This window comes from Gardnerella sp. KA01001 (genome assembly GCF_049244025.1).
GTDB lineage: Bacteria > Actinomycetota > Actinomycetes > Actinomycetales > Bifidobacteriaceae > Bifidobacterium > Bifidobacterium swidsinskii.
Genome location: NZ_CP058366.1, coordinates 112,373 through 128,270 on the forward strand (window position 1 = coordinate 112,373; position 15,898 = coordinate 128,270).

Below are 15,898 nucleotides of genomic sequence, written 5' to 3' on the forward strand. Positions count from 1 at the left end.
CGTAAATAAAGAAATCTACTAATTGCGCTGGTTGCAGTCTGCAGCCGGCGCATTTTTGAAAGGTTTTGTCATGATTGTTGTTTCAACAGACGGTTCCGCGCTCGGAAACCCAAATGGTTCAATGGGTTGGGCGTGGGCAGATCACATTGACGAGTCTGGTAGCTCTAACGAACATCATCACACAGGCAATGCAGATGCTGGAGGCGCAACTAATGGCACAAATCAAATTGGCGAATTATGCGCGGTTTTGGAAGCTTTACGAGCACATCCTGGAAGAGAGCCGCTCACAATCGAAAGTGATTCACAATACGCTATAAACTGCGCAACTACGTGGATTCACGGATGGAAAAAGAACGGTTGGAAAAACTCTAAAAATGAACCTGTTAAAAATGCCGAGCTGATTCGAGCAATCGACGCGGAAATTACTAAGCGCGAAGGCGCCGTAAAATTCGTGTGGGTTAAGGGTCACGCAGGAAACGAAGGAAACGAAAAAGTTGATACATTAGCGCGCGGATATGCGGAAGATTGCCGAAATGGTTTGAAGGACGGATACTTGCCTTTAGAAGGCTGGAAGTCGCTTCTTGCTTCTGAATATGCAAAAGGTACGAATGTGCCAAGTGATGCGAAAATGCTTTTAGACGGCAAAATTTCTCATGCAAAATACCATCTTGAACGCACAGTTGGCGAAGATATTAATCCTGATTTTTCTGCACAAAATAGTAAAAACACTAGTGATCTAACTGAATCTGCAAATGAATCAGCGCGCGAACAAGCGCGTGAAACAAAGCGTGAAACGTTAGAAAATAGCGAAAAAGATGCACTATCAATAGAAAATGAACAAGATGCACACCAGCAAGACGCTATAACTATTGTTCAAGAAGTTCCAAAAACAAAGCAAAATGTTACGCAAACTGCATCTAAACCAGTTCAAGGATTAAGTGTTTCTGGCGTGCTGCAATTTACTCCACCACCAAACACAAGCCCAAGTTTTAACGGCGAAGCGCGCTTTATTTCCGGCACAATCAACGTAAACGGCTACGTAGAACCAGACGGCACCTTGCATTTATCTCCAACCGCCTTCTACCTTTCATAGGTTACTTTGGAATTTGCTCGGCGTTGAGCTCCAAACGTAGTAGATCGCTCGCGCGGTCTAGGCGCGCTCGCTACTGAGCTTGCGTTGAAAGCACACCGTGCTTTCAACTTGAGCAAGCTCACGCTCCGAGTTGCTTTCGCGCGTTACACTTTGAGCGCGAAAGCAGGTCGTCACGCCCGCGTTTGGAGGGTGCGAGCGCCCAGCTCCGTTCAAAAAATCTGCACGCAGACTAATATGGAAATGTACGAAAACGAGGCACGCATAAAAGCATAAGCGCCTCTCCCGCAAATAGCGATGGAAGTTCATCGGCGAACTCGGGAATAACAAAAACAAGAAAGCAGGGATAATGGATAAAGCACAACAAGATGCGCTTAAAAAAGCAGCAGGCATTGAAGCCGCAAAGATTGTAAAGAATGGAATGATGGTTGGTCTTGGCACCGGCTCTACAGTGCGCTTCTTGGTTGACGAGCTTGGTCGCAGAGTTAAGGAAGAAGGCTTGAGCTTCACAGGAGTCACCACTTCTCGTCGCACACAAGAGCAAGCAGAAGGCTACGGAATTAAGATTCTCGACATTAACGAAGTGGATCACATTGACGTTACAATCGATGGTTCTGACGAAGTTGACAAGAATTTCAACGGTATTAAAGGCGGCGGCGCAGCTCTTCTTTGGGAAAAGATTGTAGCTATTAATTCCGATCGCATTGTGTGGATTGTTGACGCAAGCAAGGTAGTCGACACGATTGGCAAGTTCCCACTTCCTGTTGAGGTGATTCCGTTTGGATCTGCTCAGGTGATTCGTAAGTTCGAAAAGCGCGGATATAAGCCAGTTTTGCGTCTCGATGCTGACGGCAAGGAAGTACGCACTGACGAGAACAACTTTGTGGTTGATTTGCATATGGAGCGCATTGAGCATCCACAGGAGTTGGCGAAAGATTTGATTGAAACTGTTGGCGTTGTGGAACACGGCTTGTTCTTGAACATGGTTGACACTGTGATCGTCGGCGACCCTAACGGTCCTCGCACGCTTACCAACCCAAATAAGTAGCGAAACTAATCGCAACTAAATAAAACGAAAGTAGAGTCCGCAAACGCGGGCTCTACTTTTTTATTACTGTTGCGCGAGTTTTTGTTTGGTGTGGCGCGAGTTTTGGGGGATTTCTCTCCTCGCATGCGCTACGACCTGCTTGAGCGCAGCATTGTGCGCGCGAAAGCAACTCGGAGCGTGAGCTTGCTCAAGTTGAAAGCACGGTGTGCTTTCAACGCAAGCTCAGTAGCGAGCGCACCTAGACCGCGCGAGCGTTCCTTCGGGCGCTTTATTCTTAAACGTTTTTTAACGATACGCTCGCGTTTTATTACGCTCGCTTGCGAAACTCGCGTTGGAAGTCCACTGGACTTCCAACTTAAGCGAGTTTCCGCATTGAAGTGCCTCCGCGCGCTACGCTTTAAGCGCTCCGGCAAGTCAATGCGCCCAGTCCTCTTTTAGTGCTCGTAAAGAAATCCCCCAAACTCTGCATGCTAATTCGTTAATAACCGTGCCTTATCGCAGAGATTTTTCGATTTTTCTTCTTCGATTGGCGAATCAGCAGCCTGCGGCTCTGACGTTCGCCGCGCTCAGTGCGAAAAATCTCAAATCTCTACCACACGAATATTTGCAAGACAATCCGCGAAATATATAAATAAATAAAAAGCGCCGGAAAACCGACGCTTCAAAAAAAGTCTTACGTGCCTAAACGTTCAGACACGCATCAACGCATAGCAAGAAAATTACTTGCGCTGGTGACGAGTCTTACGCAGCAGTTTGCGGTGCTTCTTCTTGCTCATCCGCTTGCGGCGCTTCTTGATGACAGAACCCATCTGAAGCCTCCATTCCTATGTAAAGTGTGCAACTTGCCTAATGTTACACCGTTTTAACGACTTTGTGGAGTGATATTACAAAGAACATCATTTTTTACAACATTTACATTGGGAATCTGTGATAAAAACGCTCTACTGCTTGCTTTGCGCCGTTCACTTCAAAAACAGCGGTATCGTTCTGCCACAATGCACTAGCCTGTGATTTATCATTTTCATCATTTCGCAACACATAGCTACCGGAAGTCTTACCAGAAACTTGAATTTTTCCACTTGCGATATCAGAACCCTTAAGTCCATCAACTAACGCTTCATACTGCTTGTTCGCAGAATCGCGATTCGACCATTGAGCAACAGTTACAGACACTTCCCCATCTGGCTGACCAGTTGAGTACTTAACAGAATATTCCTCCAAAGGCGACGATTCAGTCCAAGTTGCACTAGGTATAGCGTCAACACGAGCGAAATCAAGTACGCTATCAGGCATAGCCTTAAGCAATGCCGTAGAAGATGCTGGCAAAGGTTTCGATGGTATAGAAGGCGTTTTAGGCATTACCATATGATTTTTGCTCGCAACATTTTCGTGATTCAATGCCCAACCTGGCCACATAAATGCTGAAATTAGAGCCAAAACCACAATTACTGCAGCTGAAGTCAACACAACTAATAATTTGCTGTGTGATGAATTATTGACACTTGAGGAATTCATATTCAACGCACCCATCTTTGAAGCATTCATACTTGAAGCATTCGATTTCGACATACTTGCATTATGTCACATCGCGATGACGCTTTTAGTACGCAAAAGCGCTTTACAATCAAAAACAAATACAAAATATGATTGTCTAATAAAGCATATAGCGTCGAGATATGGCTAGTAAATCTACTCTTCACTATTTATGCTCCGAATGCGGTTGGAGCGGCTCAAAATGGTACGGTCGCTGCCCTGAATGTGGCGAATGGGGCACAGTGAACGAGTTTAGAGAGGCGCGAGTTAGCGGATTATCTCGTACAACACGTGCATCACGCGCAACAACAGCATCGCGCACCTATTCACCGGATGGCATAACTACTTCTAATCGCAATATCGCACATTCAACTCTCGATTCAGCAACATCTGCGCAACCAATTAATGAAATTCAAGCAGACGACGCAATGCGCATTCACACTGGTTTTAGCGAATTCGATCGCGTATTAGGCGGAGGACTTGTGCCAGGCTCCGTAACTCTTATAGCAGGAGAGCCAGGTATCGGAAAATCAACACTACTTCTAAAAACTGCAGCTTACGTATCTAAACAATCAAAAGAAAGCAACACTCCCCCTGTATTGTATATTTCCGGCGAGGAATCAGCAGCACAAGTTAAATTGCGCGCGTCTAGAATTAACGCTGTAAACGATTATTTATTACTTGCAACAACAGGCGATCTTGACACTGTACTAGATCTTATTGAAACGCATCATCCTACGCTTGCTATTGTCGATTCTGCACAAACGATTTCCGCACAAGAAGTAGATGGCATTACAGGCGGCTCTACACAAGTTAGAGAAGTTGCGAGCGCACTTATAGACGTTGCTAAAACTAACAATATTCCGATACTTTTAGTTGGGCACGTTACAAAAGATGGTTCAATAGCAGGGCCGCGTACGCTTGAGCATTTAGTCGACACAGTATGTCAATTTGAGGGCGATACACAAACAGCACTACGCATGCTAAGAGCTGTAAAGAATCGCTTTGGACCTACAGACGAAGTTGGCTGCTTCGATATGAGCGGTGAAGGAATTGAGGAAGTGCCGGATCCTTCCGGACTGTTTTTGTCTTCTACAGAAAACAATAATCAAGGTAAAAATGCGCAAGATGGCACAAACGACGGAACTTGCGTCACTTTTACACTTGAAGGACACAGAAGCCTGCCGATTGAAATACAAGCACTTGTAACACAATCGGCTCTGCCCACTCCTCGCCGTGCAGTTTCTGGTGTTGATTCTAACCGTCTTGCAATGCTTACAGCAGTTTTGTATCGTCACGGACGCGTTAATTTGCTTGCAAAAGATTTGTACGTATCTACTATTGCAGGAGCGTTGGCAAAGGAGCCGTCTTGCGACTTGGCAATCGTAGCAGCTTTAGCTAGCGCTGCTGCCGGGAAAGCAGTAACTCCTAAAACTTGCGCAATTGGCGAGATGAGCTTAACCGGTCAAGTTCGCCCAGTGCCAAGAATAGAGCCGCGATTGCGCGAGGCTGCGCGAATAGGATATAAGCGCGCAATAGTTTGCCATATGCGGAAAAGCGTTAGTATTCCAGGATTAGAAATTATTGAAGTTAGCACAGTGCGAGAAGCGTTAAAAGCACTTGGGCTATAAGCTAAGCAAATGCCCAAGTGCTACTACTTTAAAGAATTTCGCTTGTGCTGCACACTGTTATAAGCGGCGTAAAAAGCTCCATAGTTTTAAGAGCTAGCTTATGATTTTCTGGCGTGCTTCCTGCACAAGCATCTTCTGCGATACGCACAGCAACGCCATTATCTGCTGCAGCTAAAGCGGTTGTCAGTACGCAACAATCTGTTGCGACTCCGCAAATTGTTATTTTGTGACATTCACCTAATGCGGCTTTAAGTTTCGTACCCCACTTGCCAAAAGTTTCGCAAGTAACTACAGTGTGACCTTCCGCAAGTTCTGCTGTTTCTGGAGTGAAGTCATACATTGGGTCGTCAGGTTTTACGAGGAATTGTGGCCAATCTTTAAAATAGTCAACCCAAGCGTTTTCTGGCTTAAGCGGTGCTACATAGCGCGTGTAAATTACTCGATTACCGTAGGCTTTTGCAAGTTTTGTAAAAGCTTCGGTTGTTGAATCGTAGGTGTGATCTGCGCATGCCCAAGTCGACCAGTCACTTTCGCAAAAAACGCGCTGCCTGTCGATTACAACTAACCATTCGTCTTCTTGAATCATTTGAATATCCTTTCATACGAATATCCTTTTTTATTTTTATTTTTATTCTGCAATTTCGCTTGTCGACAAATCTACTTCACTTGTTGGCAAATCCGCTTCCTGCTTAGCAATATCTTTGCGCTGGAAAATTAAAGAACCAGCCAAGCCAATTAGTAGCGCAATTATTACGCCAAGATTTGCGCCTGCCCAGCTACTTGATTTTCCGCCAACAAACCAAAGCAAATAACCTTGCCATGTAAGCCATTTCGCTGCAGAGTTTACGACCAAACCCCATCCAACAATCGTTCCAACGCAAAGAATTGTAAAAGCTTTAACATTCCAAGCGCCATAGCGACCTTCCGGCTTATACAAGTCCTCAGTGCAATAATCTTTTTTGCGAACAAGCACATCCGTAGTAAACATTCCAGCCCAAACAGCCATTGGCACTCCCAAAGTTGTTAAGAAGCCTTGGAATGGTCCAATAAATGTGTCGGAGAAGAACGTGACATAAACAACACCAAGAGTAGTTAGAATTGCAGTAATAATTGCTGCAACAGTTCTAGGAATACGTATTCCAAAAGATAGCAACGCAAGACCGTTTGAATAATTGTCCATAATTGCTCCAGACATAAGTCCTAGAACCGCTACAATCGTGTACGGAATCAAATACCACGCTGGCAAGATTGCCGCAATTGCTCCAATCGGGTCGTTTCCAACGTTTTGAGCTAATTTCATATTAGAAGCTGCGAGTAGAAGACCGTAGAAAATTAGGAACACGTTTGCAATTGACGCTCCAAAAGTAGTCCAAAAAACGATTCCGCTATTTGAAGATTTTCTAGGCAAGTATCTTGAGTAATCAGCAGCAACATTAACCCATCCTATGCCGAAGCCAGTCATAACGAAGAAGCAGCAACCGAGCATTGCAGGAAGAGATCCGTTTGGAATTTGACCAATCGCAGCAAAGTTTATGTGTCCCCAGCCTAGTACGAAGAATCCAAGAGTGATTATTCCCGTTACAATTGTTATAACTTGCTGGCACTTCATAATTAAGTCGTAGCCGTAAATTCCAACAATTACAATTAATCCAACTACGATGATTGTGCTCACGATTTTAACACTCATACCACTACCCCAGCCGATCTTTTCTGCGGCTGTTGCCATTGCAAGAACGGCAGTTATTGCTAGAGAAATCTCCCATCCGAGCGTTGCAATCCAACTTAGTGCTGCTGGAATGTTTGCTCCACGTACACCGAACGTTGCGCGAGTCAATACCATTGTTGGCGCGTTTCCACGTTTGCCGGCTATTGAAATCACTCCAACCAGCAGGAATGACACAATTACGCCGATTATTGTCATCAGCGTTGCCTGCCAGAAGGATATTGCAAAACCAAGCGCCCACGCTCCGTACGACATTGCAAATACTGAAATATTTGATGCAAACCACGGCCAGAATAGGCTTGATGGCGTTCCTTTACGCTCACTTTCACTTATTGTGTCTATGCCTTGTTCCTCAATGCTTAAGGAATGTTGACTCGACGAGTCTGTGGCTTGTTGAGTTTTAGATTCTCCTACTTGAGATTTACTCATTTTTCACCTAGCTTCTTTTTATATTGATTTTGTTTTATAGATTTGTGGATAATTTAAGAAAATCCATTAAATGTTGGTGTTAATAAACATTTGTTTTAATAAAATCTTCTATCTCCTTTTTTGTAGGACACGTTGCAGGCCCATATTTTGTGACAGCAATAGCAGCTGCAGCATTCGCGCATAAAACAGCCTGCTTAAGTGTCATTTTGTAGCCTATACAAGCCGCAAGTACGCCAGTATGAGCATCGCCAGCTCCATTCGTATCTACTGCTTTTACTTGAAATCCTTTAATATGCTCGGCTTCTTTACCTAAATCACACACCCAAGCTCCGTGAGATCCTGCATGAACGATGAGCGGAGCTTTTAACGCACGCTGTAAACGCTCAATCTTTCGTTTTGTAAGTTGATTATTTATTTTGTCATTAAAGTTTTTGCTATCAGCAACTTTGCTTTCGTCAGCATCTTCGCTGCAATCATCTTCGATTTCGTCATTTCCCCAAGCGTTAAGCCTTTTTGCTAAAATCTCAGCTTCTCTAGCATTACACAACCAAATTGGCGCGTAGTCAATCAAAGCTTTTAAATCTTCATCTAAAATATTTGCAATCATTGGAGACGCATCAAAAATCGCTGTAAACCGGCGCTTGTGTTTATCAAAAGAACTCTCTAAAGCACTACTTGAAGCACTACTAATTGAACCGCATGTTCTTAACATAAACCGCAAAAGCGCGCGCTTTATAGGACTCACAAATGTGTATCCACTAATGTACACAACATCTTGCGGATTTGGGTTTACTAAGTCAAAAGCATGCTCGTCACCACTAGTTTCTGCACCTTTAGTAGATATAAAAGTTCGCTCTGCGCTTTTATCCGTAAGAGCTATGCAAAATCCTGAATCAAGCATGGAATTTTTTGTGCCAATATGCGAAATATGCGCTTCGTTTAAAGCTTTAGAAATAATATTTGCAAAATAGCCTTCACCCAAAACGCCAGCCCATTGCGCTTTAGCTCCCATTTGACTTGCAGCAAATAGCATGTTGTAACTTGCACCAGCGCTCATACTATAAGAGTTTGCAAATATGTCTTCACCAGGCTTAGGAACAGAGCTAACTTTCATAGTTACATCTACGATAATTTGGCCAAGTGAGATTACCTGCGGCACTACCAAACTTGCTTTTTCATTCAAGCTTATGTTTGATTCGTACATTGCAATCGCCTCTGAAAGCTACTATGCAGCATATTCTCCACTTTTCTCAATCTTCTAATTTTTTCTAATTAAGCACAAATCATACACTGTCTTTTCTACGTCATAGCAGTGTTCAATTCGCAAATTCTCTAAAACGCGTTCTCGTATTTTTTCATCGAATACTTGCAACCCATACTGTGAGCCCAACATCGCAGAGCACATTGCAGCAATCGTATCAGTATCTCCGCCAATCGATGCTGCAAAACACGCAGCTTTGGTTGGTTCATTCGCAAAGCGAGTTGCAATTGCGAAAGCTGCAGCTACGGATTCATTAGCTTCAACACTTGTACCACAATCATTTTGGAGTATTTCCGCAAATTCTTCGTCACTAACAGATGCGAAACTCAACTCTTCAGCTTTTTTAGTGAAAAATTCGACCCTACTTATAACGCTTGCTTTTGCGCTCCAATTGCCATACTTTGGAAGCGATTTTACGAATTTTATTGCTTCTTTAAGCGGATTCTCACAACCTTCAATACCTAAACTTACTGCCGCAGCAATAAGAGTTGTAGATTCAATTCCTTGAGTCGTATTGTGAGTAATTAAGCATGATTTTCTGGCTGCCTTAGCAAGCGATTCACCTGGTTTGAAAGCAATGCCAATTGGCGTCGCACGCATTGCACCACCATTAGTTGTGCCAAATTTGCCTGTTTCTTCAGGACTTACTCCATTTACAAGCGCTTTTAAAGCTGACTTAGTTGACGGTCCTAGCAAATCCAAGGAACCTTTTTCGCGCATTGCATCTTCCCAATCTAAAAGATTTTGCGCATACTTGTTGTTGTCAATATTGCCATTATCTGCGATTATGCGTTCAGCAAGTAAAAAAGCTTGCTCCGTATCATCAGTTACGGAACCTGCTTTCATATTTGGCGCGATTGGCTGCTGACTTACAGCATCCATTAACCTTGTAATTGGACCGCCATAAAAACGGCGTATGCTTTGAGCACTCATGCTTTGAGTTGGCATTCCAAGCGCATCGCCTATAGCAAGACCAACAATAGCTCCAAACGCGCGATTATATGTTTCACTTTGCTCAAGATTGATTGATGCGTTTATCATAAGTATATTTTATGCTTTAGCAAACACAATTTTAAAAGCACTTGGGCTATAAGCTAAACGCAATTAAACGCAGCTAAACAAATATCAAAATCAGATTTCAGACTCAGCATCTGTAATCTCGCGCACTTGCTCAACATTAGCTTTGAGCATATCTTTTAGCGCATCAACCGAATCAAAAGTCTGCTGCGGGCGCAAGAAACTAGCAAACTCAATGCAAACACGATGCCCGTACAAGTCTTTCCAATCGTCGAACAATCCGTAAGCTTCAACAGTGCGCTCTGCATCTTCTTCGCCATCTTTATTAAATGTTGGCTTAGTTCCAATAGAAATCGCAGCAGGCCAACGCCACGGAGAATGAACGCCTAAATGAAGCTCATCACGACGCAAAACACTCACATCTGGAACAGCATTTTTCGATGGTCTGACATCGTTCTTATTGTCAGCATCTAAATCAACAACCCAGCCTGCATACACGCCATCAACTGGCACATAGCCTTCAATTTTTTCGCCAAGATTTACTGTTGGGAATCCAATCTCGCGCCCACGCTCGTCTCCATGAACTACTGTTCCTTCAACGCGATGCGGCTGATCCAAAATTTCACGCGCTTCTTTGACTCGACCAGTAGCCAACATCCAGCGCACATTTGTAGAACTCCAAGCACGCACTTTCTTATTTGGCATGCTCTTGCTCCAAGCACGATATTCAGCTTTATTCATGCCCTCAGAAGGATCTTTAGGATCTCCAGGTTCCTGTGGAACTTCACGAACAATAGGATCAGGCACGCGAACGTCATCTGGACCCAAATCCTCTACTTCAATAAGCTCAAAAACTCCAGTTGCTTGAGACAACTCACGAATTGCTTTAATATCACCAGCACGACGAGCACCAAGCGCAGCATCAGAGCCAAGAACTAATGCTCGCATACCAAGCTTTCCAACGAGCTGACCTAAGAAGAAACGGTACGATTTTGCAGCAAAAGCAAGGCTGTAGCGCACAATCACAACATGATCAACATCCAACTGTGACATCACACGCAAACGTTGACGCACGCTTGTAAGAGCATCCGGATCGTCCGGGAGTTTAGAATTAACGTCGCCAAAATCATCGTATAAATCAGGATTAGCATGCACTACGCTTGGACGCGGATCAAACATAATCACTACTGAAAACGCTCCATGACGATGCGCAAGATCCACAGTACGACGAATAACCTCGCGATGACCTTTGTGCATACCGTCGAATACGCCAATGGTAACAACCGCTTTACGCTCCGCACTTAACGTTGGCCAATTAATCATGCCGTTGGCATCTGGTCGAATGTCGATGACCTTCATGATATCCTTACTATCCGCGTTCAAGCATTACTCAAGCAAACTACGCAAAATACGCAATTCGTTATTTTAAATACTTATCTAGTTTACCAGTCTTCTCGCTTGCCGGAAATACCACAATTGGTTTGATTTGATTACTTTTTATATTTTTTGTCAATTCAACTACTGCAACAACGTCACATTCCTCAGTATTTGCGTTTGAAACGTACGCTATTGCAGGATAATTTTCGTAATTTATGCCAGATTTAAGCTCAATCCAGCGCCCAAAACGTAAGTCTTTAGCTTGATTCTCATCAATGCTTAAAGTTGGAAGCGAATGCGAAGCTGCATCCATCATATTTAAGCAAATTTTAGGAAGCATATTATTTGCGTCAAAATCGTCACTAGGAACTGCTTTTGAGCGATGCTGCAATACTCCATTGCGATCAGTAAATTCTCGCATTTGCGAGCGAAGTTTAAGAACTCGCGAATCAGTAACCGAAAAATCACCAACGCTAGTGCGACGAAGCTGAGTAAGATGTCCACCAACTCCTAGTAAGCGACCTAAATCACGAGCTAAAGCGCGAATATATGTTCCACTACTGCAAGAAACTTTTGCAGATATATCGCATACGAGTTTCCCACTCACTCCCCTAGTAATTCGAGGATTGCTCACTGAAAAATCACTAACAAATATCTCTCTAGGAGCAATCTCTACTGATTTTCCTTCGCGCGCTAAATCATAAGCGCGTTGACCATTAATTTTAATAGCAGAAAAAGCAGTAGGAGCTTGCATAATTTTGCCTACTAAATTTTCGCTAACAACTTGCTTAATTCGCTCAAAAGACAGTGACTTTTCAAAAGACATGTCTTTATTAGCGACGTGAACCCCCGGACCTATATTTAATGCGTCATTCGGAAGAATTTCACCTTCTGCATCATCAGTAGTAGTTGCTTCTCCTAAGCGGATTACTGCTTCATAGGTTTTATTGTGCCCCAACATGTAATTTAAAAGTCGCGTTGCATTGCCAAAACCTATGATTAACAATCCTGTTGCCATAGGATCAAGCGTTCCTGCGTGCCCAACTCGCTTTGTATGCAACAAATGACGAGCGCATGCAACAATATCGTGACTTGTAACACCTTGCGGCTTATCTACAAGCAGTAATCCTGAATCTGGTATGCACATAAGTTAAATCTAGCTACTATACGATTCACATTGAGTTTGCTTTGAGATTTAATTGTTGTCAGACGATTCAGACGTGCCTTCAAAGTCGTCGCTTTCAAAGTCATCGTCGTCGTCAAAATCGTCGTCGTCGAAATTATCATCGTCAAAGTCATCGTCAGATTCTTCAACTTCGCGCGGCTTCTTATACGGATCGACATCGCCAGCATACTTAGCATTTTCACGCAACTTAGCTAATTCTTCATCACGATGACGAGCTGCAACAAGAATATCCTCAATTTCATGCGCTTCAGATGGCACTTCGTCATAAATAAATTGCAATTGGGGAGTCAAACGCAATCCAGCTTTTGCACCGACCAAAGAGCGCAGTCGACCGTGAGCCTGCTGCAAAGCTTGTGCTGCACGCTGACGCTCGCCCTGCTCTTTACCTTCGTGACCAAGTTGCGTCCAGTAAACCTTTGCAATTTGCAAATCGTTCGTAACGCGCACTTCCGTAATAGTCACACTCGCCAAACGCTTATCATGCAAATGCGATTCCATATTAGAAGCGATTACGCGCTGAATTAATGCTGCAATACGTGCAGCTCTAGGATTCGTTCCTGCCATAATTACTTGCGCTCAATCTGCTTCATTTCAAAGGTTTCGATTATATCGCCAAGCTCAATGTCATTGAAGCTGCCGAGATTAATACCAGCTTCGTAACCTTCGCTAACGGATTGCACGTCATCCTTAAACCTACGCAAGCTGGAAATCTCCAGGTCGTTGACTGTAGCAACGCCGTCGCGCAAAATACGGCACTTCGTACCGCGCTTGACTTCGCCATCTTGAACCATAACACCAGCAATATTGCCGAACTTGGAAGAACGGAAGATTTCGCGAATTTCGGAATGCGAAGTAACAACTTCTTCGAATTCTGGCTTAAGCATACCCTTCAAAGCAGCTTCGATATCTTCGATTGCCTTGTAAATAACTGAGTAGTACTTAACTTCCACGCCTTCACGGTCTGCCAAATCAGCAACTTGACGGTTTGGACGCACGTTGAAGCCAATAATCACAGCCTTATCGACAGTTGCCAAGTTCACATCATTCTGAGTAATTGCACCAACACCGCGGTGAATAACCTGGATGCCAACTTCCTCAGAGACCTCAATCTTCATCAAGGAATCTTCCAAAGCTTCAACAGAACCAGAAGAATCGCCCTTAATAACGATGTTCAGCATGTCAACTTCAGACTTAGCGAACTGTTCCTTAAGGCTTTCAAGAGACACAACCTTGCGGCGCTTAGCAAGCTGAGCTGCACGCTCTGTAGCTGCACGCTTTTCAGCAATTTGACGAGCAGAACGGTCGTCCGAAGTAACCAAGAACAAGTCGCCAGCGGTTGGAACAGAAGTTAAACCAAGCACCTGAACAGGAGTGGAAGGAGCCGCATCCTGCAAATGCTTGCCGTTCTCGTCAAGCATAGCGCGCACACGGCCATAAGAAGTGCCAGCAACAATAGAATCACCAATGTGAAGAGTACCTTGCTGCACAAGAACAGTAGCAACAGCACCACGACCCTTATCGAGTCGAGCTTCGATAGTTGCACCGCGAGCATCCATATTTGGATTTGCCTTAGGATCAAGCTCAGCGTCAGCAGTCAACAACACAGCTTCAAGAAGCTTATTGACGTTAGTGCCCTGCTTTGCAGAAATATCCACAAACATGGTGTCGCCGCCGTATTCTTCAGCAACTAAACCGTATTCTGTAAGCTGACCGCGAACCTTTTCAGGATTAGCACCTTCAACATCAATCTTGTTCACAGCCACAACAATTGGCACATGAGCAGCTTGAGCGTGGTTAATAGCTTCAACAGTCTGAGGCATTACGCCGTCGTCTGCTGCAACAACAAGAATTGCAACGTCTGTAAGCTCAGCACCGCGAGCACGCATAGCAGTAAACGCTTCGTGACCTGGAGTATCGAGGAACGTAATCTTACGAGGTTTTCCTTCAAGATTTACAGTTACTTGATAAGCACCGATACGCTGAGTAATGCCACCTGCTTCGCGATCGATAACATTCGACTTACGGATGGTATCAAGCAAGCGAGTTTTACCGTGATCGACGTGACCCATAACAGTAACAACAGGCGGACGAGATTGCAAATCGTCATCTTCTTGCAGCTCTTCTTCGTCCAAATCGATGTCAAACTGCTGCAAAAGCTCTTTATCTTCTTCTTCAGCAGAAACAATGCTGATATTCCAGCCGATTTCTTCACCCAAAATTTGGAATGTTGATTCATCCAAAGATTGTGTAGATGTTGCCATTTCTCCCAAGTGGAAGAGCACAGTTACCAAAGCTGCTGGATTTACATCAATCTTTTCCGCCAAATCAGAAAGAGTTGCGCCTTGACGCAAGCGAATCGTAGCGCCGTTACCAGAAGGAATACGCACGCCGCCAATCACTGGTGCTTTAAGCTCTTCGTATTCACGACGTTTCGCTAAACGATTCTTACGAGCCTTAGAAGATTTACCACCTTGACGACCGAATGCGCCTGCAGCTCCTGCACGACCGCGACCGCCGCCACGCGATGGACCACCATTAGGTGCGCCTGCTGCAGCAGCCTGGAAGCTAGCTCCTTGAGATGCAAAACGAGATTCTGCAGATGGGCGAGAAGATGCACCAGAGCCAGCACCTGCGCCACCTTGACCACGACGCTGACCCGACCACTGCGATGAGCGTGCGCCACCTTGACCAGAGCGGCCACCACGCGAGCGGCCACCGCGTTCTGCACGTTCACCACGCGAACCTTGAGGTCCAGAGCCAGCTTGACCTGGACGACCACCGCGGCCATTTTCAGCACCAGGACGAGACATCGGATGAGGACGTGGAATATCTCCAGGTGTAGGAGCACGCATACCTTGCTTACGGCTAAACGGATTATTACCAGGACGTGGAGCAGATGCGCCTGCACCTTGTGCATTCTGGTGCGGACGAGGGCGAGGAGGCATCTGTGAACGATCTGAGTGAGATTGACCTTGAGCTTGCTGTCGCGATTCGCCGCGATTATCACGATTATCATTGCGACGATCATTTTTTCTATTTTCGCCGGCAGCAGCATTAGAACGCGAAGGATTGTTTGAACGAGTATGATTTGCACCCGGCTTTGGAACAAAATGAGAAGCTGTGTTGTGCACAGGCTGGTTAGCAGAAGAGCCAGCTACAGAATCACTGTGTGACGAATCTTTAGCTTGAGGTTTAGCCTGCGGCTTAGCTTGAGGCTTAGCTTTTGGCGCAGCAGGCTTACTTGCACTAGATGCCTTTTCGGACTTATTTCCGTCAGATGCTAACGCTGTTTGCAAACGACGAACTACTGGAGCCTCAACTGTTGAAGAAGCAGACTTAACAAATTCGCCCATGCTCTTCAAACGCTCCAACACGGTTTTACTGTCTACACCAAATTCTTTGGCCAGTTCATACACGCGCTTTTTAACCACTCAGTGTTCTCCTCTGTCTGTGGCAGCGCTAGTACACGCGACCACTTTACATTATTGCGAGCTTATTATTTATTATCGTGCGATATATCATCGTGCGACCATGATCTTATACCTCGTCTCCCGCCGGACGATGGCGATTGCCTTTCGCCCAGATTCCAGCTTTTAGCATACT

12 protein-coding genes and 2 pseudogenes are annotated in these 15,898 nt (G+C 44.7%); 3 read left to right on the forward strand and 11 right to left on the reverse strand.

The annotated features are described in order from the left end of the window. Window positions 1–22: 22 nt before the first annotated feature. A complete protein-coding gene (locus HXT59_RS00485; protein WP_102155432.1) occupies window positions 23–1,093 on the forward strand; it encodes a ribonuclease H family protein in 1,071 nt (356 codons plus the stop codon). A 346-nt stretch (window positions 1,094–1,439) separates the two neighbouring features. Next, window positions 1,440–2,138 (forward strand): ribose-5-phosphate isomerase RpiA, encoded by a 699-nt coding sequence (rpiA, locus tag HXT59_RS00490; RefSeq protein ID WP_004105437.1) that lies wholly within the window; start codon window positions 1,440–1,442, stop codon window positions 2,136–2,138. A gap of 719 nt (window positions 2,139–2,857) precedes the next feature. Here rpiA and HXT59_RS00495 read toward each other — a convergent pair. Both HXT59_RS00495 and HXT59_RS00500 read right to left on the reverse strand, forming a co-directional pair. After that, window positions 2,858–2,947: a 30S ribosomal protein bS22 gene (locus HXT59_RS00495; RefSeq protein ID WP_004268639.1), complete on the reverse strand. Its 90-nt coding sequence runs from the start codon at window positions 2,945–2,947 to the stop codon at window positions 2,858–2,860. Between the two features lie 103 nt (window positions 2,948–3,050). Continuing rightward, window positions 3,051–3,707 carry a hypothetical protein gene (locus HXT59_RS00500; RefSeq protein ID WP_004109607.1) on the reverse strand — a complete coding sequence of 219 codons (657 nt, stop codon included), beginning with the start codon at window positions 3,705–3,707 and terminating at the stop codon, window positions 3,051–3,053. A 107-nt stretch (window positions 3,708–3,814) separates the two neighbouring features. Between HXT59_RS00500 and radA the strand changes: the two genes are divergently transcribed. Then, window positions 3,815–5,302, forward strand: a complete 1,488-nt coding sequence (gene radA / locus HXT59_RS00505; protein WP_076002627.1) for a DNA repair protein RadA — start codon at window positions 3,815–3,817, stop codon at window positions 5,300–5,302. A gap of 28 nt (window positions 5,303–5,330) precedes the next feature. On the opposite strand, the gene HXT59_RS00510 is transcribed toward radA, so the two are convergent. The 9 genes and pseudogenes from HXT59_RS00510 to HXT59_RS00550 form a co-directional block, all read right to left on the reverse strand. Beyond that, window positions 5,331–5,888 (reverse strand): cysteine hydrolase, encoded by a 558-nt coding sequence (locus HXT59_RS00510; RefSeq protein WP_116971300.1) that lies wholly within the window; start codon window positions 5,886–5,888, stop codon window positions 5,331–5,333. A gap of 42 nt (window positions 5,889–5,930) precedes the next feature. Continuing rightward, window positions 5,931–7,454 (reverse strand): purine-cytosine permease family protein, encoded by a 1,524-nt coding sequence (locus HXT59_RS00515; RefSeq protein WP_076002625.1) that lies wholly within the window; start codon window positions 7,452–7,454, stop codon window positions 5,931–5,933. 79 nt (window positions 7,455–7,533) lie between these two features. Next, window positions 7,534–8,658, reverse strand: coding sequence for a PfkB family carbohydrate kinase (locus HXT59_RS00520; RefSeq protein ID WP_076002624.1), 1,125 nt, complete (start codon window positions 8,656–8,658; stop codon window positions 7,534–7,536). Window positions 8,659–8,712: 54 nt separating this feature from the next. Beyond that, the gene (locus HXT59_RS00525; RefSeq protein ID WP_421783906.1) at window positions 8,713–9,756 is read right to left on the reverse strand and encodes an ADP-ribosylglycohydrolase family protein; all 1,044 of its coding nucleotides are present in this window, start codon (window positions 9,754–9,756) and stop codon (window positions 8,713–8,715) included. 90 nt (window positions 9,757–9,846) lie between these two features. Beyond that, window positions 9,847–11,091 carry a bifunctional riboflavin kinase/FMN adenylyltransferase gene (ribF, locus tag HXT59_RS00530; protein ID WP_421783908.1) on the reverse strand — a complete coding sequence of 415 codons (1,245 nt, stop codon included), beginning with the start codon at window positions 11,089–11,091 and terminating at the stop codon, window positions 9,847–9,849. A gap of 61 nt (window positions 11,092–11,152) precedes the next feature. Next, window positions 11,153–12,256 (reverse strand): tRNA pseudouridine(55) synthase TruB, encoded by a 1,104-nt coding sequence (gene truB, locus HXT59_RS00535; protein WP_004105445.1) that lies wholly within the window; start codon window positions 12,254–12,256, stop codon window positions 11,153–11,155. Between the two features lie 48 nt (window positions 12,257–12,304). Continuing rightward, window positions 12,305–12,859 (reverse strand): 30S ribosome-binding factor RbfA, encoded by a 555-nt coding sequence (rbfA, locus tag HXT59_RS00540; RefSeq protein ID WP_004109626.1) that lies wholly within the window; start codon window positions 12,857–12,859, stop codon window positions 12,305–12,307. 2 nt (window positions 12,860–12,861) lie between these two features. After that, a pseudogene (gene infB, locus HXT59_RS00545) lies at window positions 12,862–15,402 on the reverse strand (translation initiation factor IF-2); the annotation flags it as partial. Between the two features lie 176 nt (window positions 15,403–15,578). Next, window positions 15,579–15,726: pseudogene (locus tag HXT59_RS00550) on the reverse strand (translation initiation factor IF-2 N-terminal domain-containing protein); the annotation flags it as partial. Between the last annotated feature and the right edge of the window lie 172 nt (window positions 15,727–15,898).